This is a genomic window from Patescibacteria group bacterium (assembly GCA_041661625.1).
Classification (GTDB): Bacteria; Patescibacteriota; Patescibacteriia; order JAHIZJ01; family JAHIZJ01; genus JBAZUB01.
The window spans coordinates 191007-212821 of record JBAZUB010000002.1; the positions used below are offsets into that span (position 1 = coordinate 191007).

Consider the following 21815-nt stretch of genomic DNA (forward strand, 5'->3'; position numbering starts at 1 on the left):
ACAATTATTACGTAGGTGGGCAAACGTTTGCCCACCTACGGGAATAAAAAAGCCCTCTCCATATTTCAGAAGAGGGTGGGTGGTCGCACCGGTAGATGTTGGGACTCTATCGGTACGAAGCCTTGATGTCGCCCCAGGGGTTTCCCTCGTACCGTGGCCGGGGGCGCTCGGGGTTATTTGTCGCGATTCGATAGACTGGCCTGATCACGCCCCAAGTGGTTGGTGGGCACCCCGACGTATCAGGCACCGGCACCTCAAGCCGATATACCGGTCTCAGTGTCTGCCACTCCAGCGCGATTCCATTGGACGTGGTCGGCGGTCGGCTGGCGGCGAGTCCGGTAAAATGAGGAACAACGAATTGCGCGGGCGATTCCAGGTTGACCTGTCCGATCGGCCGGGCATTGATGTCCCAGAGCCGACGCTGCGCCATGATGTTCAGCGGCGTGTTGGGATCGGAATTGATCAGTACATACTCCCAGTCGTCGGTGGTGTCTCCACGAGACTGGCAATGTGTATCGATCCTACCGGCCAACTTTTGGCGCAGTTCCTGATCTTCGGACGTCTTGTAGTCCGTCAGCAGGGCACTGAGCGGCCGTTCTCTAAGCAGCTGGGCGAGCGCGTACTGGTGCAGTGGAAGTTTGTTGTCGAACAGCGCGTAACACTGAACCCAATCGACATCCGGGTGATGCCGGGCAACTTCTTCGTAGAAGTGTCTTCCGATGGCCGATGAATTGTTGTAAGCCTCGCAGAAACATTTCCACCATTTGCCATCGAGAATCTCGTTGACGTTCTGGGTCCAGGAAGCCGATCCCGGCGGTAAATGGTTCACCAGCCATTCTCGGCCGACATTGCTCTGGTTGGTTCGAATCATGGTGTCCATAGCCATGCGCATTACTTCGGTACGATGGCGGTCCGAGGCCCACTCGTAGATTGATTGACCATCTTCAAAGCAGTTGGCACTGTCGATCATACGCGGCAGGTAGTGTTGCTGCAGTGAGTCCGGCAATGCCCGAAAAGCATCCCAGCAAACTTTGAAATGCGGGTTGTTCTCAATGATGTGGCGCTGAAGCGTCAGGAGACGATCATTAACTTGGCCGAGTTCGTAAAGATAGCCCATCCGGTTGTGGAAATCTATCAGGTCGCTGGAGTACTCGATGATCTCCCCGATCTTGGTCAATGCGAGCAAACGCTCATGGTCGTTCTGAGCAGCAACGTAGGCCTTGTTGTAATCACCCACGGATGTGGCGTAGCTCATGATCTGGGTGAATTCCGACTGCTTCTTGGTGCATCCGGCCACCAGCACGAACACGGCCACGAAGACGACCGCGAAAGCGTAGAGCATTCCACGACGATTGAACATGTTCCCGGTCCCCCTTTCAGGGCTGTGGTTTTGGGACGGTACGATCGCTATCTATGTGTGGCGGCTATGCTTATCTCCAATAGGGGAAAGTATCAGAAATTACCATAGATGTCAATATTGGGCGGATGGTGTGACTTTAACCTTTTCGCGAAAAGGTTAAAAGGTTAGCTGCGGTCCCGCTTGAGCGCCCCCTTGACTTCCTATCAGATTCTGGTAAAATGAAATGACCAAATTAGCACTCAATTATTATGAGTGCTAAAAACGGGCTCAAAACAACCTAATATATTACTAATTTATCCACAGTACACCTATGCAACTCAAACCATTGGGTGATCGCGTGATCATCAAACCTCTCGTGGAAGAGGAGGTAACGAAGTCCGGGATCGTATTACCGGACACGGTCGAAAAAGAAAAGAAAGAACAGGGCGCCGTCGTCAGCGTCGGCAATGGCGAAAAAATCACCAAGCTTGGCCTCAAAGCCGGTGACCGGGTGTTATTTGGTAAATATTCGGGTGAGGACGTGAAAGTTGATGATATCGAATACAAAGTTCTTAAAGATGAGGACGTCTTAGCTATTATTGAATAACGGTAATTAATCTACACTTATGGCAAAGCAACTTCTATTTGACGAACAGGCGCGCGACGCGCTGCGACGCGGTACCAACAAGCTGGCCGACGCCGTAAAAATCACATTAGGACCGAAAGGTCGCAATGTGGTTTTAGATAAAGGTTTTGATTCGCCCACCATCACCAACGATGGTGTGACGATCGCGAAGGAAATCGAGCTGAAAGACAAATTCGAAAACATGGGCGCCGAATTGATCAAAGAAGTCGCCTCCAAGACGAACGACGTTGCTGGAGACGGAACAACCACGGCGACCGTACTGGCCCAGAGCATAATCAACGAAGGTCTGAAGAACGTTACGGCCGGTACCAATCCATTGGCCATCAAACACGGCATCGAAAAATCCGTGAAAGTGGTCGTGGAGGAACTAAAGAATATGTCGAAGCCGGTTTCGGTTTCCAATCGGGACGAAGTCGAGCAGGTCGCCTCAATTTCCGCCAACGATCCTGAAATTGGCAAGGTGATTGCCGACGCTATGACCAAAGTCGGCAAAGACGGCGTGGTTACGGTCGAGGAATCGCAGTCATTCGGCATGTCGACCGAGTTTGTCGAAGGCATGCAGATCGATAAAGGCTATGTCTCGGCTTATATGGTGACAAACACCGAGCGGATGGAAGCCGTGTACGACAATCCCTACATTCTGATTACCGATAAAAAGATTTCCGCGGTTAATGAAATATTACCGCTCTTAGAGAAGCTAGCCCAAGCCGGCCGTAAAGAACTGGCCATCATCGCCGAAGATGTCGACGGTGAAGCCTTGGCCACGCTGGTGGTGAATAAGATTCGCGGCACATTCAATACGCTGGCCATCAAAGCGCCTGGCTTCGGTGATCGCCGCAAAGAGATGTTGGAAGACATCGCGATTCTGACCGGCGGTAGGGTGATCTCGGAGGAAGTCGGTTTGAAACTCGAGAATGCCGACCTAGACATGCTGGGTAAGGCTCGTAAAATAATTGCTACCAAAGAAAATACCACGATCGTCAAAGGTGAGGGCGAGGAAGCAAAGATCACAGCTCGGATCGAACAGATCAAAGCCGCGGCCAAAGAGTCGACCTCGGACTTCGATCGGGAAAAACTTCAGGAGCGATTGGCCAAGTTGTCCGGCGGTGTGGCCGTACTCAAAGTCGGCGCAGCTACCGAAACCGAGTTGAAGGAAATCAAGCTGCGCATTGAAGACGCGCTGTCAGCTACCCGAGCGGCCGTGGAAGAGGGCATTGTAGTCGGCGGCGGTGTGGCCCTGATCCGCGCCCTGCCATCATTAGAAAAGTTAAATCTAGTGGGCGAGGAAAAGATCGGCCAGCACATATTACTGCGCGCGCTCGAAGAGCCGTTACGTCAGATTGCCCGGAATGCCGGCGCCGAACCATCGGTTGTCGTGGAAGAAGTTAAGAAGCTAACCGGCAACGCCGGTTACAATGCCGGTTCCAATAAATATGAGAATCTAGTTGATAAAGGCATCGTAGATCCGACCAAGGTGACCCGTTCCGCACTGCAGAACGCCGCCTCGATCGCTGCGATGATCCTGACCACGGAAGTCTTGGTCACCGACCTGCCTGAAGAAAAGGATAAAGGCGGTATGCCTGGTGGAATGCCGGGTGGTATGCCGGGCATGGGCATGGGCGGAATGGATTACTAGAATTACCGCACTCGCCGTCTGCCAACGGGCAAAGCCCGCTTGAGCAGACGGCATCGCCCTACGGGTTTGGCCGACTGCTTCGTTGCCGTTTCCGGTTCGACCTCGACGTACCAGCAAGTACGTCATCGGCCGAACCCTCAACGACGCTCCCGCCTGCCAAAGCTAACAGCGGCGGGCAGGTCGCATTCGAATCAAATGCGATAATCCTGATGCAAAGCTAAAAAACAAAGCGGGCTTCAGCGCCCGTTTTGTTGTATAGGGAAGAATTCAAAATTAATAATTGATAATGTATAATGAGGGAACCGTTTATTCATTCTCGTCATTGCGAACCCGCTCAGCGGGTGAAGCAATCCCCCGGTTAGCACCAGGGGACGAGGGGATTGCCACGTCCTCCTCGCTGCTCGGAGTCCTCGCAATGACTGGTTCTGCATGCCTTTAGGTTTGTCGGCTTTAGCCGTTGGTGTTAAGATGTTGGTGATTTCTGAAGGACTCATACGGTAAGATTTGGAAACACTGGGTCTGGAAACCGAAGGGGGCGCTCATTGTCATCAAAAATGGATCAGTATCGCGAGCTGTTCGATCCGGATCTCGGTGCTTTGCTCGACGGTGTGTTGGCCACGGCAGTATTACGCCACTTAACTCCGATTTCGTTTCACGACAACAAGATCGAGTGCTGGAAGTGGTCTGTCGGCGGCGGCTGGGGAGGTGGCACGATGTGGCCAAATTCCTAACCTATAGTCTTATTCCTTCGAAAGTGACACTAGGTATATGCGCGATGGCTGCAGTGATTCTCGTGATCAGTCCACACAATGCGCAGCGGCTGCTATTGTCCGCGCTGTTGTTGTCGCTAATCATTACCGTGGGTGAACAGATTGTCGGTCAACATTTCAGAAGTTGCTACGGTCGATGGGAATCGTGGTCCGTACTGCAGTGGATGGAGGAGGGGCTATGTCGTTTTTCAGGTACGAGGGCCGATTTACGCATAGACACTGGATCATTTGTGGGTTTTTGTTCGTGCTTGGGTTGGCTTGGACGCTGACCATAGTCCTAGCCTGTATTCAGGCTTCTGAAAATGATCGCCAAATCGAAAAGTCAGATCTGTCGTTGTCGTCCCAACCAGCCTCTTTAAGTTTATCGGTCTTACCCCCGTCTCCATCTGAGATGGGGTTTTCTTTTAATAAAGATCTTATCGTAGGCGAGCAAACGTTTGCTCGCCGACGGGTATGATTTGATTGATCGCAGAAAATCCTTGCCAAACGTCAAAAAATAGTGTATAATAATGGATGATAGCGTTAGCCCAGCCCCTGAAGCGTAGCGAATGGTGCTGGGGAAAAATCAATATCAAGACAAATGTATGGAAAAAACCGAATCAACAGTCAACGAAATCACCACGGCCCAAGCGGCTGAAGCACCGCAGACCGTTGTGGCCGGTCGGCCGGTTCGACAGTACCTCCAGCTCATCATTGGGCCGGTGTTTTTATCGTTGGTGGTGCTAGCAGCCGCCGAATTTACTGAAGTATTCCCAGGTTTCGAGTGGTTGGTCTACCTGGTCATCTTTAGCTATTTGGGTTGGGCGTTATATTCGCGTCAACCGGCTCGTATCTGGCAGTCGGCATTCGCCGGCGCGGCTAGTGGCTTTTGGCTCGGTTTCATGATCGCCCTGTTCCGTTTTATTATTCATCCAAAAGTCTACTTATTTTTCGAGATTATCACCTGGCCGATCATGCTATCTTTGATCGGATTTGCCATTGCCGGTGCCGCCTACTGGCTGGCATCGGGTGAATTCAGAAACTTTAAATTACTTAATCTAATTAAAAAATAATCAGATTGGCGCACGAGCCGATCCCAAGGAGTTCATAACATGGACAAGCCAACAAATGAGTCCAAATCGAACGGTGTCAGTCAGGACGACAAAACAACCGGCGCAATCAGTTACATCTGGATTGTGAGTTTGATTATGCTGGTGACTAAGAAGGACAGCGAGTTTGTGAAATTCCACGCCCAGCAGGGGTTTGTGCTATTTGTCGCCTCAGTCATACTGGGCTTTATTCCTTTCATCGGTTGGATAGTCTGGCCTGTTTGCATCATCGGTATGATTTACGGTTTCTACAATGCCATGAACGGTCTGAAGCGTGAAATTCCGGTGATTGGACAATTTGGCAAGAAAATCAATTTCTAATCGGGTGACCTCGCTGGTTGGCATGGATATCATGATAATTAATTTGTCCGCGTAAACCGCGGTGCGAAAGTTTTTTCTTATGCCTTTAAAATCAAACAAATCCCGCAAGCTCGTTCTCTGGTTCAAGGAACTAAACCGTCAAGACGTAAAATACGTCGGTGGTAAGAATTCCAGTTTAGGAGAGATGTATCGCTATCTTACACCCCGGGGTGTGTTGGTGCCGAATGGTTTCGCGGTTACGGCCGCGGCCTATCAGCATTTCTTGAAAGACGCGGGCATAAAAAAAGCCATCGCCACAATTTTAAAACAAACCAAGATCAGCGATATCACCAGTTTGGCCAAAGGTGGTTTGGCCATCCGGCAGACGATTCTCAAATCCGAATTCCCCGAAGATTTAAAGGAAGAAATAATCAAATCATATCGCCAACTGGAAAAAGAGTTTGGGCCAAATTGCGATGTGGCGGTTCGTTCATCGGCCACGGCGGAGGACCTGCCCGACGCATCGTTCGCCGGCCAGCAGGAAACTTTTCTCAATGTGCGCGGTACGACCGAGCTGATGCTGGCCTGCCGGAAATGTTTCGCTTCGTTGTTCACCAATCGGGCGATATCTTACCGGGCGGACAAACATTACGACCATTTCAAGATCTCCCTGTCCATCGGCGTGCAGAAGATGATCCGCTCTGATTTGGCCACCTCGGGCGTGATGTTCAGCCTTGATACCGAGAGCGGTTTTAAGGATGTGGTATTAATCAATGCCTCATACGGCTTGGGAGAAAATATTGTACTGGGCAAAGTTACCCCGGATGAGTTTTTTGTGTATAAACCCGGCCTGGCCAAGGGTAATTATCCGATTCTATCGCGCCGGCTGGGCACCAAAAGCGTAAAGCTGATTTATAGCGGCGATGCCCACAATCCAACTGTCGATGTGCCAGTGCCGGTGAAAGATCGAGCCAAGTTTTGTCTGACTGATCGCGACGTGATCAAGCTGGCCAAGTGGGCGGTGATTATTGAAAAACATTATGGCCGGCCGATGGATATGGAGTGGGCCAAGGACGGTCGCACAGGTCAGCTCTACATTGTGCAAGGCCGGCCGGAGACGGTGCAATCCCAGCGCGACTACACGGTGCTGGAAGATTATACCTTGTTGGGCAAGGGCAAAGTTCTGATCACCGGCTCGCCGGTCGGGTCGCGTATTGGTGCCGGCGTGGCGCACGTGCTTAACGAAGCTAAAGATATATCAAAATTTAAAAAAGGCGAGGTGCTGGTCACCGACATGACCGACCCGGACTGGGAACCGATCATGAAGATCGCTTCGGCGATCGTGACCAATCGAGGTGGCCGCACTTGTCATGCCGCGATTATTTCCCGCGAGCTGGGCATTCCCTGCATTGTCGGAACCGAACACGGTACCGCCAAGATAAAAACCGGCCGGCCGATTACCGTGTCCTGCGCGGAAGGCGAGATCGGCTCGGTATATGACGGCCAGCTGAAATTCAAGGTTACCAGAACCAGCATCAAGAACCTCAAACGCCCCAAGACTAAAATCATGATGAACCTGGGCGATCCCGACCAAGCCTTCTCATACAGTTTCGTGCCAAACGATGGTGTCGGTCTGGCGCGCGAGGAATTTATCATCAATTCGTACATCAAGATCCATCCGATGGCGTTGTTGCATTTCCATCGGCTCAAAGACCAGAAAGCCAAGCGTGAGATAGCCAAATTGACCGCCGCCTATCCCAACAAGAAGCAATACTATATCGATCAGTTGGCGTCGGGCATTGCCATCATCGCCGCCGCCTTCGCGCCCAAAGACGTGATCGTGCGGCTGTCGGATTTCAAATCAAATGAATACGCCAATCTGATCGGCGGCAAGGAATTCGAACCGGTCGAAGATAATCCGATGATCGGTTGGCGCGGCGCCTCGCGGTACTACGATCCGAAATACCAACCGGCCTTTGAACTGGAATGTCAGGCTTTGAAAAAAGTCCGCGATCTGATGGGTCTGAAGAATGTCAAAATCATGGTGCCATTTTGCCGAACCGTGGACGAAGGGAAGGCGGTTTTGAAAGTCATGGCCGCCAATGGTTTGAAACGCGGTGTCGGCGGATTGCAGGTCTATGTGATGTGTGAAATTCCAGCCAACGTTATTCTGGCCGACGAGTTTTCCAAGATCTTCGATGGCTTCTCGATTGGTTCCAATGATCTGACCCAACTGACACTCGGTCTCGATCGCGATTCCGAACTCGTTAGTCATATATACGATGAGCGCAATCAGGCGGTGAAAGACCTGGTCAGCCAGGTGATCGTCAAAGCCAAGAGGAATAAACGGCATATGGGTTTCTGCGGCCAGGCGCCATCGGACTTTCCGGAGTTCGCGCGATACCTGGTTACCGAAGGGATTGATTCGATGTCGCTAAACCCCGATACGGTCATTCGTACCACGCTGGATATTATCAAACTGGAAAAGTCGCTGCGTCGAAAGAAAAAATAAACATAGTTAACCTATAGCAAGAGCGCAAGAGGACGGCGCTCTTGTTTGTTTTGGGCGTATTATACATCTGTTTACTGTCGAATACGATTGACATAATCGTTTATGTGTAGTAGCATCGGAAGTACCACATCGATATAGCTTTCGGCGGGATCCGATGGCCGTATCGAACGCATCTGGCTGGTTCAATGAAGAACGGGAGGGGAACCAATGCAGCGAAGACTACGTGCCGCGGAGACTACTAGCAGGGCACGAATCACCACTCCGGTGATTCCGGTGCTGGTCGCCAAGTTTGGTGGGCCGGTGCCATTTCTGCCCCAACTGCCTATCGGCGGATGCACCTGCATCCGCGCTGGGAGAGCGGGAATACTCCTGCACACCGTCTCTGCGAATCGGGTCGTCGTCGATGGGGTGCGCATCAAGCGAGGTTCAGCGCACGTGATTCCGTCGGGTACATCGGTCATGATCGGGGGGCGCGCTGGCAAGCTTCACCTTCTGTCGGTACCGACCGTGTTTAGCCGGCCGCCGGCAGAAACTGTCCGGTAGTCGGTTCGGGATACTCACTCGTCAACACAGTATCGCGGATTCCCACAACTAGCAGTTTGGCAATGCCCAGAGGAGGCACTATGGGTGGTAGCAAGAGGCAGAGGGTCGGTGGTCGAGTCGCAACAGTCACGCCGCCCCGTTTGGTGGTCAAGATGAGCAATGACGTGGTCTACGACCCCAATGCAAGCGACCGTCCCAAGGGGGTGGGTATCTACCCCGCCGACGGTGAGGTTCAAATCCGGAACATAAGCGGAACGGTCGTGGTGGGCGACAAGTTGGTTGATCGCAACCAGACCGAGTACGCTGGGCCCGGGGTCCGAGTTCAACTCAACGGTCAGTACGGCCGGGTAGTCGTATCACGCGGCTGATTGACCAGATCGGTGTCGGCGGCAAATGATCTCTGTGGAAGCCCGCCACGCACGCTCTCCATCCTACGGGGAGCGCTTTCTTTTTCCGAGGAATTTGGTTATAGTGTGTAGGTTGAAAAGCGGAATTATGGAGGCGTGCTAGACCTGCCCGCCATGCTACACAAGGCGTGGCAGGCGGGGCGGTTGTCAGCCAAAGGCTGATCCGCCTTCGGCGGAAATAGGCGTCCCTGCCCCGCACCTAGATTGGAGAGGTCGCATAGTGGCCGAGTGCGCTTGCTTGGAAAGCAAGTATACCTGAAAGGGTATCGCGAGTTCGAATCTCGCCCTCTCCGATCTGGTGCGGGGTCGCCTCCGCCAAGTTATATTTCAGCGAAGTTTTGGAAGTCTGAAATTATTGATATAATTATTATATGAAAGAAAAAATAACCCTCAATGCCAAATGGCATATCAAGGCCCCACTTACGGAAGTTTTTAATATAATGACTGACTTTGAAAAATGGCCCGAATATTTTCCAAAAGTTGGAGAATCCATACAAGTCACGACGCGCGAAGGAAATAATTTGGAAATGGATGCGACCGTTAAATCGTTCGGTCGAAGGTTTCCAGTAAAGATGAAAACCCAGATCCTCCCTGGTAGGGGGTTCATTTCGGATAATGATAGCCCTAAATTTGGAACTTCTGGCCACGAAGAGTTGTTGCTCTCTGAATGTCCGGAGGGAACCATGATCGATTACACTTATCAGGTTACCATCCACAAACTCTGGCTCCGTATTGTGGCACAACCATTGATTGGCTGGTTTTCCATGAAATACTGGGAGAAAGCAGTCATAGATGAACTAAGAAAAAGGCTCGAGAGATAAAATATTGAGGATCATTTGGTCTTTATATGAAGGCGCATTGTTCCATTAATAGCTAAATCCGTGTATCCAACCTCCAGCGCTGGTTTGAATAGAGAAACCGATACGGCAGTATATTTTTTCACGGTGGCGTTTGAACCGTTGAATAACTATTCTGCCCATACAGTTCGGATTTGGGATAAAACATTTCCTACTGCCGAGCACGCTTTTCAATGGAAGAAGTTTTCCGTTGAGCACCCAGAAATCGCACAACGTATATTTGAGGCCGGCAGCCCGGAGGCGGTTAAGAAAATATCTGATGCAAATAGGGACAAAGCTCCTGTGACATGGCTGGAAGATAAAGTCGCAATTATGGAACAGATTCTTCAAGCCAAGGCGGAACAGCACGAAGACGTACGCGAGGCACTGTCCAGAGCTGGTGACAGGCTCATAGTGGAAAACTCGCCAGTCGATTCGTTCTGGGGTGACGGACCGGACGGAAATGGAGAGAATATGATTGGGAAAATCTGGATGCGGATTCGAAAGACAATTTTGATCAGCTGAATATTTCACTGTGGTAAGCAGTGAACGATAATCCATGAATACTGATCAGCAAAAAGTTGTAGCGTACTTCTCACGTCCTGAATCGCGGTGGGGCTATGACTTGATATTACGCGGTTCGAAGCATTTTGGATATTACCCGTCTGGCCAGGCCGACATCACCGAATCAGAGGCTCAGGTATTGATGCAAGAATTGGTAGCCAAGAATTTAGATCTCAAACCGGGCCAAGCAGTATTAGATGCCGGGTGTGGTCAAGGTGTCGTTTCGACGTATTTGGCCGAAAAATACCACGTTAATGTTATTGGTATTACTATTGTCCCATTTGAAATAACGAAGTCGGTTCAACGGGCGCACAAACTTGGAGTAGGCGGAAATGTCGAGTATCAAATCATGGATTATTCGGCTACGGCATTCCCGGATGGCCATTTTGATGCTATCTACACCACCGAAACGCTCTCACATTCTCCCGATGTGGCCAAGACACTGCGCGAGTTCTATAGAATATTAAAACCGGGTGGTCGTATAGCGTTTTTTGAATACGCCATAGCCCACGACGAACAATTTACGGCTTGGGAAAAGAAAAATTTTGATATTGTTATGGAGGGCTCGGCCATGATGGGGCTCAAGCAATTCCACTATGGGCAATTCACTCATTTGCTGCGGGTAGCTGGAATTGAAAATGCCCGAGAGGAGAGTATAACCAACAATGTCCGTCCATCATTCTATCGCTTACATAAGCTGGCGGTTTGGCCATATCGAATAGTTCGGCTGTTCCGGTGGCAGAAACATTTTGTCAATATCACAGCCGGATTTGAATATTACAGAATGGTTGAGAAGGGGCTGTTGCGGTATAGTATTTATACTGGAAACAAGCCGAGCTGATATAATTGGTATCATCGGCAGATTCTATATGATGGTTTACGCCGCTGCCGACATTTCCGGTTTGGTCTCGGCTTGCAGGCGGGCGATAATCTTATCAAGCGAGTCTCCGCTGCCGTCGATCACCAATCGGGTGAATTCAGGATCAGACCGGACTAGTCTTTGGAAGACCTTTGAATAACGAAGAGCCCAGTCTTCTTCAGACATTTCCGGTCCAATCATACGAGCCATGGCGCGACCCTGCATTAGCATGTAGTTAACCCGTTTATCTGGGGTAAATCCTAAGTTGTCTAGTTCGAAGTGTTCCATAGAATAAGTATGACTAATCACGATAATTTTGTCTAATGGCTACCTGTTCGCGTAATGCCATGATATACTTAGCGCATAGAATATCAAATCGAATACCATGAAACAAGCATATTGCGCTTTCGATATTGGCGGTACTAATACTCGCATGGCTATTTCCCGTGATGGCCTTACGATTGATAAAATATTGACCGCGCCAACCCAAAGAAACTACCAACGGGGGATGCGGGTTGTGAATCGGCTGTACAAAGCATTATTCGGTAATGATCGAGCCAAACTCGCGGCCGGTGGAATAGCCGGCACTTTCAATAAAGACAAAACCAAGACCCTGGATTGCCCGCAGTTACCTGGCTGGGTGGGGAAGCCAATGAGACTTGATCTGACAAAATTATTTCACTGTCCAGTGATTCTGGAAAACGATGTGGCGCTGGGTGGTTTGGGCGAAGCGGTAGTCGGCGCGGGTAAGCGGGCGAACATCGTGGGGTATTATTCGGTCGGTACGGAAGTGGGCGGTAGCCGGATTGTGGAAGGTCGGGTTGATCGGGTGGCATTTGGCTTCGAACCCGGAAAGCAATTATTCAATCGCCATGGTCGGTGGCAAACACTGGAAGAAATTATCGGCGGCCGGGGTATTCAACGATACTATCGATCGAAACCGGAAGATATCGACGATCAAAAAGTCTGGCGTGAACTGCGCGAGTACCTAGCGCTGGGTTTGCGCAATGCCATCGCGCTCTGGTCGCCCGATGTTATGATACTCGGCGGCAGCGTAATGAAAAAACTTTGGCCAGTAACTATAAACAAACGATTTTCATCGGGGTTAATCTGGCCAATGATCAAGCGGGGACGGCTGGGTGACCATGCGACTTTGATTGGCGCCCTGGTTCATCTGAAAAAATATGGTCATTTGGTAGGGTAGTTCGTAACACAACACATAACATTGTTGTGCCCAGGCTGAATCTGGGTGGCACTTTTTGTATTACAACAAATAATTGACATTGTACAAAATACGTGCTATACTGTATATAGAAATCTGGATAATTATACACAAAAATCGCTACAAAAAGCGAGGTTGTGTATTCTGCTGGAATTGGTTTGTGTTACGGGCGAAAATTAAAACGAAATCAGCCTTGAAGGGGCGAAAAACGCGAGAAAAACTAAAAAGAAAAACGACCATCGACCGGAAAAAACAATGGCAGGTCGGATTTCGACATCTGTCCAAACGCAGACGGTCCGATCGGAAGGATAACAAGACTTCAAATACGCGACGACGGACCACATTATTGGTCGTGCCGTCGTTTTGGTATCAATTAACATTCCGGGTGCGGCAGTTCAATCGCTGGCAGCTCGCTAGTATCGCAACGCTCGTGCTTCTTTTTGGTGGCGCGGTAGTTTATTATTATACAAACTGGGTCAGCGCGACTTCGGAACAAGCGGTGCTTACTACGCGGGCTGATTGGGAGGCTGGCGAATATCAGCCCGGCACCATAGACATAACCACGACCGCAGGTTCAATGACGGTAAAGAGCGGCGGGGTCGGTAATTGGGATGTATCCACGCCGCAGTTTCCAGAAGACATTCGGGGTCGATTTGATCTTGGTCAGGAACCAGCTGATATCGGAACTGACATCGTAAGCGATGGTACCTATTTGTACATGATCATCGGTGGACACCAGCCGGAGTTTTTTCGCTACAATCCTGATTTGGCAACTTGGAAGCAGCTGGCCAATGCGCCGACCGAATTTTATCATGGTTCGGCCCTGACTTATCGCAACGGTGTTATCTATGCGATTAACGGCAGTGATGGCACCCTGACAACTGACGCCACAGCCCATTTTTTTGCGTATGATATTGCCACGGACACCTGGTCAAGCTTGGAAGATGCGCCTCAGCCTTGGTTGTACAACGCTGACCTGGTTGCGGCTGGCAACAATAAAATCTACGCGGTTCAGGGCGGGAACGACGTTAATGTCTTCGTATATAATATTACTACCGCTCATTGGTCGGTCGGTACTTCCGTGCCAGATCCCATTTCGGGCGCGGTATATTATCACCCATTGGTCTATTCTGATGTCGTATACAGTGATACATGCAATCTTGGGTGTGTCTACGCGTTCCAAGGAAACTCCACTGCTTTTTTCCGCTTTGACATCGAGACCGGGACTTGGTTCACGGGTTTTGCCAACGCGCCGGGTACGATCAGTTCCGGTTCGGCTATGGCTCTGGACGAGGCCAACGATGTCATTTACGCTTTCCGGGGCAACAATGTCGACTTCATGAGCTATTCGCCCGGGTCCACCTGGGTGACCACCCCGCCTGATCCGGGACGCGCGATAGCCAATGGCGGGTCAATGGCATATTTGAATGGTTTTATCTATGCCACATTCGGCGGCGTACCGGAGATCGGTCGTTATGATTTGTCCGCGCCCGCCCACTGGGATGTGATTCTCAATCCGTTGGCCGCAGGCACGAACGCCGACGGTCTCATAGCGTACGTTTCCGACGCGGTGGACAGTCCTGATTGCAACGACGGCCAGACCGGCACGCGTACCGGCTGTTTATATGTTGTCCAGCCGGCCAGCAGCGGGTTCCGCCGTTTCCGGATCGGAGATAACGCTTGGGATTCATTGATCGCCCTGAATGACGCGACCAACACTAACGGCGGAAGTACGGGCGCGGGCGCTTCGATCTGCTATGACACGAATAATAATATTTTCATTTCCCGCGGAGCGGGCGGCAATTATATCCATACATACAATATCGGCACCAACACTTGGGGCACGAGTATTGCCACCGGAGTAGCAGCCAGCTACGGTTCGTCCATTGCCTGCACGGCCGACAACACTTTTTACTGGCTGCGCGGCAACAACACGGATGATTTTTACCAGTATGTCGGCGCGGCCTTCACCCAGAACGACGATTTTCCAAACACCGGCGAAACTCATACCGAAGGTATTTATTACGGCGGCGCCCTGACTGCGGGGAATAATAATTATGTCTACGCTCTGGCCGGGTATGACCGCGGGAATTTTTTCATGTTCGATCCAGCCCAAGCGTCGGGCTCGCGTTGGATTAAAAAAACCGACCTGCCTACAGCCAGTTATTATACCGGCGTGATGGATTATGACGATAACGCTCTGACTGCGGACTTTATCTACGCCATTCCAGGCAAGTATGAAAAAGATTTTTGGCGTTACAGCGTAGCTAATGACTCGTGGACCAGAATCGCTGATCTGCCAAAGCGCTACGGGTATTCCCAGTCGATCGCGCACGATGACGTGAATAACATCGCGTATATCGGCGCGGCTGGCGCTCCCGGCACCAGCTCGGTCGGAATTCACAAGTTCAACACCACCGAAAACGAGTATATACCCGCGGCTACTTGGATTTCTGCCCCGATAGACTTAGACTACGTCGGCTCGTTTACCTCACTGACCGCAACCACGACCTTGAACGGCAATACTATCACGTTTTCAACGCGCACATCAGCTGACGCGGTGGTCTGGTCGGCTTGGGATGAGGTCGAGGGCGATGACGCGATCGACTCTAGCCCGGCTCGTTATATCCAGGTGAAAGCAGTTTTAAATTCAGCAGCTGGGGACGATGCACCGGTGCTGTCGGATTTGACTATAACTTATGAGAAGGATTCAACAGCGCCAGATAATCCAACAGTTGATGCTTATGCTGATTCTAGCGAAGCGGTTGGACTGACGGACAATGCCGGTACTTATTATTACGTTAATCCGCATTTTAAATTTACCAGCGTGACTGAGCTCCAGTCGGCGTTGAGTGGATATTACGTGGCCTGGACAACTACGCCAGGCCTGGATCCGACGGGCAGCGAAGCGTATTTTCAGACGGGCAGTACCTATACAGTCAACACTCCCCTACAGACCGCTGCGCCTGGGCCGACATATTATTTGCGGGTCGCAACCAAAGACGCGGCAGGTAATGTGTCCGTGCCAGTTACGCTTTATACCTATACATATACCGGTATCGCGCAGGCTATTAGTACGGGTTCGATCTGGACCAGCCAGGGAGATTGGTCGACGGGTACGACTCTTTCAAATACCACCGCAACAACAGATGGCACTATGCGCTTAACTGCTGTTACCAACGGTACTTGGACCACTGAGGCGGCTCTACCTTGGACCGTGAATAATGGCGCCAGCATAATCTTCGACGGAACCGACACGTTCTACATCTTGCGCGGAACCGCTACCCAGACATTTGCTTCGTATTCCAAGACCTCTAAGACCTATACGAGCTTAGCGAACTACGGCTCCAACGTTACCACTGGGTCAAGCTCCATATATATCCCGGCCAATGGTACGTCGTGCACAGACGTGACGGGCTGTTTATTTGCTACGCGTGGTACTGGTACGACCACATTCCAGCGGTACAATGTTGGCGGTAACGCGGGCGAAGGCATAGCCGCCAATACTTGGACGACTTTGGATACCACGGACATCAATCTTGGGTCAGGCAGCGCCATGGCTTGGAATGGAGACGATACCATCTATTTACTAGCAGGAAGCACCGCACCAGGAATCAATGTGTACAAGTATAAAATATACGGGACTGGGGCGAATAATTGGACCCAGCTATCCAGCGTCGACCAAACCATCGGGCTGGGTGGGACGCTAGTTTATTATCCCACTGGCGCCGGATGCGAGGATTCAGGCGGCTGCTTGTTCGCCACGCGTGGTAACAATGACACGGATTTTTATAAGTACGGTATCACGGCGAATTCTTGGGATTACGTCGCCAATGTGCCGATCTGGATCGGGGATGGTGCTTCAGCTCGGCGGGTCGAGGGATATGTGTATCTGAGTCGCGGAATAGTATCAAATGATTTCCTTCGTTACGATGTGGTCAACAATTCATGGGAATGGATGGCTGACACGCCGACTGCGATTTATTACGGGAGTGAGCAGGGTATGGGGTATGTGCCTGCCGAGCGCACCTTGTATTTGTTCCGCGGTTATACCGAACAGGCGGTATATAAGTACGACATAGATGAAAATACTTGGGCGGATACTCCAGGCATCCCGTACCAGTACGCGACCACCGGTTATAATAACGCGATCCTGGTGACCGACCCGGCTACCGGCTTGATTTACACGTCTAGGGGTAATGGATATTCGGAGTGGTGGTCGTTCGATCCGCGGACCAACGTCTGGGTTCAGCTGACCGACATCCCGCACAATCTCGGCGCTGGGGCGGATGGCGAGTACGTGAATCATTCTAATAACGCTCTGGATGGAATTTACGTATTAGCCGGGACAGAGGGACAGGCTGACCAGCTGGGATATTTTTATCGCTACAGCATTGTGTCTAACACTTGGACCAGGCTCGATAATTTAAGCCATACGGACGGAACTCAGTATGAGCCGGTCCAGGGGGCTGACTTGGTGTTTGACGGGACTGACAACATCTACGCGACTTACGGGAACGGTTCGGCCAAGTTTTTTTCCTACGACATTACCGACGATATAGCAGGCGACGGCTGGACCGACATCAGCGTGGCGCCGATTTCCGATCCAGTGCCGGCCGCGGTCGGAACAGGCTCTTGCGCCGTGAAATTGACTCATGAAAACGGGACAGAGAGTCCGGCTGACGACGTGGATTACATCTACGTGGTCCGTGGTTCCGGCACGACCAATCAGCAGGTCTATCGTTACCGGCTGACGGCCGGAGACGGGCAGTATGCCTGGACCAGCGATGTGGAAAATACGCCCAACCCGGCGCCGATCGCGGGCAGCGCTTGCGTTGTCGACAGTCTGAACAACCTGCTTGTCCCGGTTGGCACGACCAATACCAATATGTACGTGCTGGATCCAGACGGAGACGCGAATGGCGTATGGACGACGCAGACTGTACTACAAACGTATTCGGCTGGTGATATGGCCGCTTGGGACGATCCCGCCACACCGCTGGTGAACGAGAATGTTATTTTTGGCGCACGGGGTGGGACGACCTCCGCACTTGATCGGTATGTCGTGGCTACGGTTGATGGCAGTGGCAACCCCGTTACCGGATTCGAGCGGCGTGGCACCTGGACATCTGGCATCATTGATTTCAACAGTGGCGGTAACAGCCAGGGCGTGTATGGATACAGCGGGCTGGAGCTGGTCATGACCGAAGCGGCGGATACGTCATATACAATCGAGACGCGAACCTGCTCCAATGACGCCTGTGCTGACGACGCGAATAATGTCAACTGGGGGTCGTGGACCGACGTTACAAACAACAGGACGATTTCCGGAGTCGATTATTCGACCGTGGCTTCGACCGTGGCTCGGTATGGCCAAGTCAAGGTATCTTTAAAGTCGGACCAGGTTTTGACACCGTTAGTTGATTCAGTGACCTGGAAGTATTATTTGGACGCGATCGCCCCGGACAATCCGTCCGCGCCGGTCAGTGCGTTCACGGATGATGACAAAGTTACATCGATCACTGATGACGACTGGGCTAATGATCTGACTCCGTATTTCGAATGGACCACTAGCGACAACGCGGGCGGTATTGGTCTGAATGGTTTCTATGTATACTTTGGTACCGATGTAACAAAAGATCCCGTGAATAATGCCAGTGACGCAACGAATCTGGCATATGTAAATAATACTAACTTTTACAGTGCGGTCGGTGGTACAACCGGATCCTGGTTCGCGGAAACGCAGAGTCGCGCCGCCCTGACTAGCGGTACTTATTACTTGCGCTTAAAGACTGTGGATCGCAGCAACAATATCACCGATTCGGCCGTGACCGCGTTTACATTCAAAGTTGATAACGGCCTGCCATCCAAACCGACCGGACTATCGGTCAACCCATCGAGCTATTCGTCTACCAATAGTTACGCGTTTGCTTGGTCGGCCAGCTCGGACACGGGTGGGTCGGGAGTTTTGGAGTACTGCTACAAAGTCGGTGAAGCCGGTACGGAAAATTGCACTTCATCGTTGTCCGTTTCCGGTGTCCAGGCGGCCGATACCCGCGGGAACACTTTCTATCTCAGATCGCACGACAATGCCAACAACTATTCATCTGATTATGCGACGATCGTTTTCTATTATGCGGGCGATGCACCGACCGCTCCACAGAACCTAACTGCCGATCCATCAACGACCGAAATGGCTCCTCAGCAGGACACAAACAGTTTCTCGTTTGAGTGGAATTTACCTGCCACTTGTTTGGGACAGACGCCGTGCGACGCGGCTGATATCCAGCGCTATTGCTATACGATAAACGAGGTGCCCAGTCCGACCAATTGCGGCACGAACTATGGTGGCAGCGCGACTCCTTCTGCTGATGGCGGTTGGACGACCAGCTCTCAAACCAGCACCAGAATATTGCCCTCATTTTCCGCTGCTAAAATTCAGGGGATGAACACAATATATGTCGTAGCTCTTGATGTCATCAATAATATTGATTATGACAATACGATCAGCCTGCCATATTACTTTAGTTCCAACGCTCCGGGCATACCCGCTGGTTTGCAGGCTATCGACTCATCGGACAGGGCCGCGAATCGCTACTCAATCACGCTGACCTGGGATGAGCCGGAAGACGTCGGCTCCGGTGTCGCAGGCTACAATGTATACCGCTGTGAACAAAGCGGCACGAATTGCGATAGCCCGTCGGCTATCGACAATCCACCGGCAAATTATGTCAATATTGCTACGGTCAACACGCTGGGATATCTCGACACCGGGCTGGACAAAACCATAACTTACCAATACTTAGTTCGCGCGACTGGCAGCGGCGACACAATATCTGGCAATTCGGCGGTCGTGGCAATGAAACCGGAAGGTAAATTCAAAAGCGCGCCGCTGATGAGCGGACAGCCATCGGCACAGGCTCGCATACGATCCGCCACCATCCAATGGTTGACGCTGGATGACACGGGACAGGATGGCGAACTGATTGCGCATCCGGCATCGTCGTTCGTTGAGTACGGAACTACTTCGGGTTATGGCGGAGAAACGGGTACCTCCGAACTGGTAAACGAACACGAGGTAGCATTGACTGGACTAACCGCCGATACAACCTACCACTACAAGGTAAAATGGACTGACGTTGATGGCAACGAGGGCGAATCCTCCGATTACACTTTTGAGACCTTAGGCGCTCCCTCGGCACCGATTAATTTAACCGCGACGCCCACCACCAATACCAGCAACTCGTTCAAATTTAGCTGGTCTCCGCCGACCGATGAGGGGGTGACAGTTTCGGGATATTTCTTCGTGGTTAACACGATACCGACGGCTGATAACGTGCAATTCACCACCAGTACTTCGTTCGGTCCTTACGCGGCAGCTACGCAACAAGGTAAAAATACGTTCTACGTCGTGGCAGTTGATGACAGCGGAAACGTAGACTATTCCAGCTATGCTTCGGTCGATTTTGAAGCCTACACCACGCCGCCCGGCCTGCCGCGCAATACCACTATAATTGACTCCTCTGATCGTGATGCGAAACGATTTAGTATCACATTGACCTGGGATGCGCCAATCTCTGCGTCGGGTGAGGTCCAGTCTTCAGATGCGGCTACCAGCGATATAACTTACACAATCTATCGTTCGGACGATGACGGAGCTACCTATACCATGATATCGGAAACACGATCAACGGGTTATCTTGATACAGGGTTGAATAACGAGAAAAAATATACCTACAAGATAGTCACAAAAGATTCAGCTGGGGCCAGTTCGGTGTCAACTACGCCGGTATCAAAGAAACCAGAGGGGCGCTTTACGCAACCACCGGCTTTCACCGTCGCGCCGTCGGTAACGCCGGACTCATTCTCGGCCAGTGTCAAATGGGAGACCGAACGCGTGGCTTCATCATTCGTCGAATTTGGACTGACGAAGGAAGGGGTCAGCAAGGAACAAGGTACGGCCGATTTAGTCATCAAGCACGAAGTAAAAGTAACCGGCCTGAAGGCTTCGACCAAGTATTACTACCAGGTGAAGAGCATCGATGTGGACGAAAACATAGCTTTGTCAGAAATCGGAGAATTCATCACCCTGGAGGCGCCCAAAGTGTCCGATGTCAAGATTTCTGATATCCGGTTGAGTGACACAATGATTACGTGGAGTACCAACAAGGAAGCAACGGCGGTGATTAGTTATGGCACAACGGCCAATTATGGCCTCTCATACACGGACCTATCCGGTTCGTACGCATTGGCGCACACGGTCAAATTAGAAAACTTGAAAGATGGGACTATGTATCATCTGCGGATCGGTGGCCAGGATCGCAATGGTAATCCAATTGCGTCCGACGATTATACCTTTACCACGCTGACTTTCCCGAAGATCACCGAAGTATCCGCCAAGAATAAATCAGCCGGACAAACCGAGGTGACGTGGAAGACCAACGTGCCCACCACGTCCAGTGTCGAATATTATGGCGACGTGATTCCGCCTAAAACCCAGGGCAATACGGCTCTAGTTACCGAACACTCGATCTTGCTGTATGGCCTGGAAGACGCTACCCGCTATAAATACAAAGTACGCGGCGCCGACCAGTTTGGCTACGAGGCGATTTCGCCTGAAAGCGAATTCACCACACTCGAAGATACCACCCCGCCCGAAGTATTTGGGGTAAAATCGGAATCAAATACAATCGGCTCCGGCGAATCATCGAAAATACAGATTATTATCAGCTGGAAGACCAACGAGCCAACCACCTCACAGGTTGATTATGGCGTGGGCCTATCAGGCAGCGACTTCACCGATCAAACCGAGGAAGCCGCCGAGCTGGTTATGGAACATCTGGTTGTTATTGCTGAGCTCTCACCCGCCAAGACTTATCATTTTCGAGTGGTGTCAAAGGACAAGGCCGGCAACCAGACAAAATCCGGTTCATATTCAGTGCTGACGTCTCGAAAGCGTGAATCATTCCTCCAACTGATTATTGGTAATTTGGAAGAAACATTCTCCTGGGTGGGGAATATCGGGAAACTGTTTTAGGACAGTCCTAATATAGTCACGCCGATTATGTGTTTTTGGCGGGATGTGTTATAATA

Annotated in this window: 15 protein-coding genes and 1 tRNA gene; 14 read left to right on the forward strand and 2 right to left on the reverse strand. The window is 51.1% G+C overall.

Translation table 11 applies throughout. The features are described 5' to 3' along the window. Nucleotides 1-106 precede the first annotated feature (106 nt). Complete coding sequence (locus tag WC734_04375; GenBank protein ID MFA6198356.1) at nt 107-1255, reverse strand: hypothetical protein; 1149 nt, start codon at nt 1253-1255, stop codon at nt 107-109. 415 nt (nt 1256-1670) lie between these two features. Between WC734_04375 and WC734_04380 the strand changes: the two genes are divergently transcribed. The 12 genes from WC734_04380 (at nt 1671) to WC734_04435 (ending at nt 11482) form a co-directional block, all read left to right on the forward strand. Continuing rightward, nucleotides 1671-1946: a co-chaperone GroES gene (locus WC734_04380; GenBank protein ID MFA6198357.1), complete on the forward strand. Its 276-nt coding sequence runs from the start codon at nt 1671-1673 to the stop codon at nt 1944-1946. 19 nt (nt 1947-1965) lie between these two features. Next, nucleotides 1966-3621: a chaperonin GroEL gene (gene groL / locus WC734_04385; protein MFA6198358.1), complete on the forward strand. Its 1656-nt coding sequence runs from the start codon at nt 1966-1968 to the stop codon at nt 3619-3621. Between the two features lie 542 nt (nt 3622-4163). Next, nucleotides 4164-4352, forward strand: a complete 189-nt coding sequence (locus WC734_04390; GenBank protein MFA6198359.1) for a hypothetical protein — start codon at nt 4164-4166, stop codon at nt 4350-4352. A gap of 623 nt (nt 4353-4975) precedes the next feature. Continuing rightward, entirely contained in the window at nt 4976-5443 is a 468-nt protein-coding gene (locus WC734_04395; GenBank protein ID MFA6198360.1) for a hypothetical protein, read from the forward strand. Nucleotides 5444-5482: 39 nt separating this feature from the next. Continuing rightward, on the forward strand, nt 5483-5800 hold the full coding sequence (locus tag WC734_04400; GenBank protein MFA6198361.1) for a hypothetical protein: 318 nt from the start codon (nt 5483-5485) through the stop codon (nt 5798-5800). 79 nt (nt 5801-5879) lie between these two features. Next, nucleotides 5880-8291, forward strand: coding sequence for a phosphoenolpyruvate synthase (ppsA, locus tag WC734_04405; protein ID MFA6198362.1), 2412 nt, complete (start codon nt 5880-5882; stop codon nt 8289-8291). Between the two features lie 207 nt (nt 8292-8498). Next, entirely contained in the window at nt 8499-8834 is a 336-nt protein-coding gene (locus WC734_04410) for a hypothetical protein (protein ID MFA6198363.1), read from the forward strand. 62 nt (nt 8835-8896) lie between these two features. Continuing rightward, nucleotides 8897-9202: a hypothetical protein gene (locus WC734_04415; protein ID MFA6198364.1), complete on the forward strand. Its 306-nt coding sequence runs from the start codon at nt 8897-8899 to the stop codon at nt 9200-9202. Nucleotides 9203-9447: 245 nt separating this feature from the next. After that, nucleotides 9448-9534, forward strand: a tRNA-Ser gene (locus WC734_04420). Nucleotides 9535-9612: 78 nt separating this feature from the next. After that, entirely contained in the window at nt 9613-10062 is a 450-nt protein-coding gene (locus tag WC734_04425) for an SRPBCC family protein (GenBank protein MFA6198365.1), read from the forward strand. A 60-nt stretch (nt 10063-10122) separates the two neighbouring features. Then, entirely contained in the window at nt 10123-10602 is a 480-nt protein-coding gene (locus WC734_04430) for an NADAR family protein (protein ID MFA6198366.1), read from the forward strand. Between the two features lie 34 nt (nt 10603-10636). After that, the gene (locus WC734_04435; protein ID MFA6198367.1) at nt 10637-11482 is read left to right on the forward strand and encodes a methyltransferase domain-containing protein; all 846 of its coding nucleotides are present in this window, start codon (nt 10637-10639) and stop codon (nt 11480-11482) included. A 36-nt stretch (nt 11483-11518) separates the two neighbouring features. On the opposite strand, the gene WC734_04440 is transcribed toward WC734_04435, so the two are convergent. Continuing rightward, on the reverse strand, nt 11519-11788 hold the full coding sequence (locus tag WC734_04440; protein ID MFA6198368.1) for a hypothetical protein: 270 nt from the start codon (nt 11786-11788) through the stop codon (nt 11519-11521). A 97-nt stretch (nt 11789-11885) separates the two neighbouring features. Here WC734_04440 and WC734_04445 point away from each other — a divergent pair, with 97 nt between their 5' ends. Beyond that, nucleotides 11886-12704: an ROK family protein gene (locus tag WC734_04445; GenBank protein ID MFA6198369.1), complete on the forward strand. Its 819-nt coding sequence runs from the start codon at nt 11886-11888 to the stop codon at nt 12702-12704. Nucleotides 12705-12915: 211 nt separating this feature from the next. Further along, on the forward strand, nt 12916-21759 hold the full coding sequence (locus WC734_04450) for a hypothetical protein (GenBank protein MFA6198370.1): 8844 nt from the start codon (nt 12916-12918) through the stop codon (nt 21757-21759). Nucleotides 21760-21815: the final 56 nt, after the last annotated feature.

Bases quoted from the DNA above. Each gene is read 5' to 3' on its own strand.
- WC734_04400 (MFA6198361.1), top strand. From the start codon at position 5,483: ATGGACAAGCCAACAAATGAGTCCAAATCGAACGGTGTCAGTCAGGAC.
- WC734_04380 (MFA6198357.1), top strand. From the start codon at position 1,671: ATGCAACTCAAACCATTGGGTGATCGCGTGATCATCAAACCTCTCGTG.
- groL (MFA6198358.1), top strand. From the start codon at position 1,966: ATGGCAAAGCAACTTCTATTTGACGAACAGGCGCGCGACGCGCTGCGA.
- WC734_04440 (MFA6198368.1), bottom strand. From the start codon at position 11,788: ATGGAACACTTCGAACTAGACAACTTAGGATTTACCCCAGATAAACGG.
- WC734_04445 (MFA6198369.1), top strand. From the start codon at position 11,886: ATGAAACAAGCATATTGCGCTTTCGATATTGGCGGTACTAATACTCGC.
- WC734_04395 (MFA6198360.1), top strand. From the start codon at position 4,976: ATGGAAAAAACCGAATCAACAGTCAACGAAATCACCACGGCCCAAGCG.
- WC734_04410 (MFA6198363.1), top strand. From the start codon at position 8,499: ATGCAGCGAAGACTACGTGCCGCGGAGACTACTAGCAGGGCACGAATC.
- WC734_04415 (MFA6198364.1), top strand. From the start codon at position 8,897: ATGCCCAGAGGAGGCACTATGGGTGGTAGCAAGAGGCAGAGGGTCGGT.
- WC734_04425 (MFA6198365.1), top strand. From the start codon at position 9,613: ATGAAAGAAAAAATAACCCTCAATGCCAAATGGCATATCAAGGCCCCA.
- WC734_04435 (MFA6198367.1), top strand. From the start codon at position 10,637: ATGAATACTGATCAGCAAAAAGTTGTAGCGTACTTCTCACGTCCTGAA.
- WC734_04375 (MFA6198356.1), bottom strand. From the start codon at position 1,255: ATGAGCTACGCCACATCCGTGGGTGATTACAACAAGGCCTACGTTGCT.
- ppsA (MFA6198362.1), top strand. From the start codon at position 5,880: ATGCCTTTAAAATCAAACAAATCCCGCAAGCTCGTTCTCTGGTTCAAG.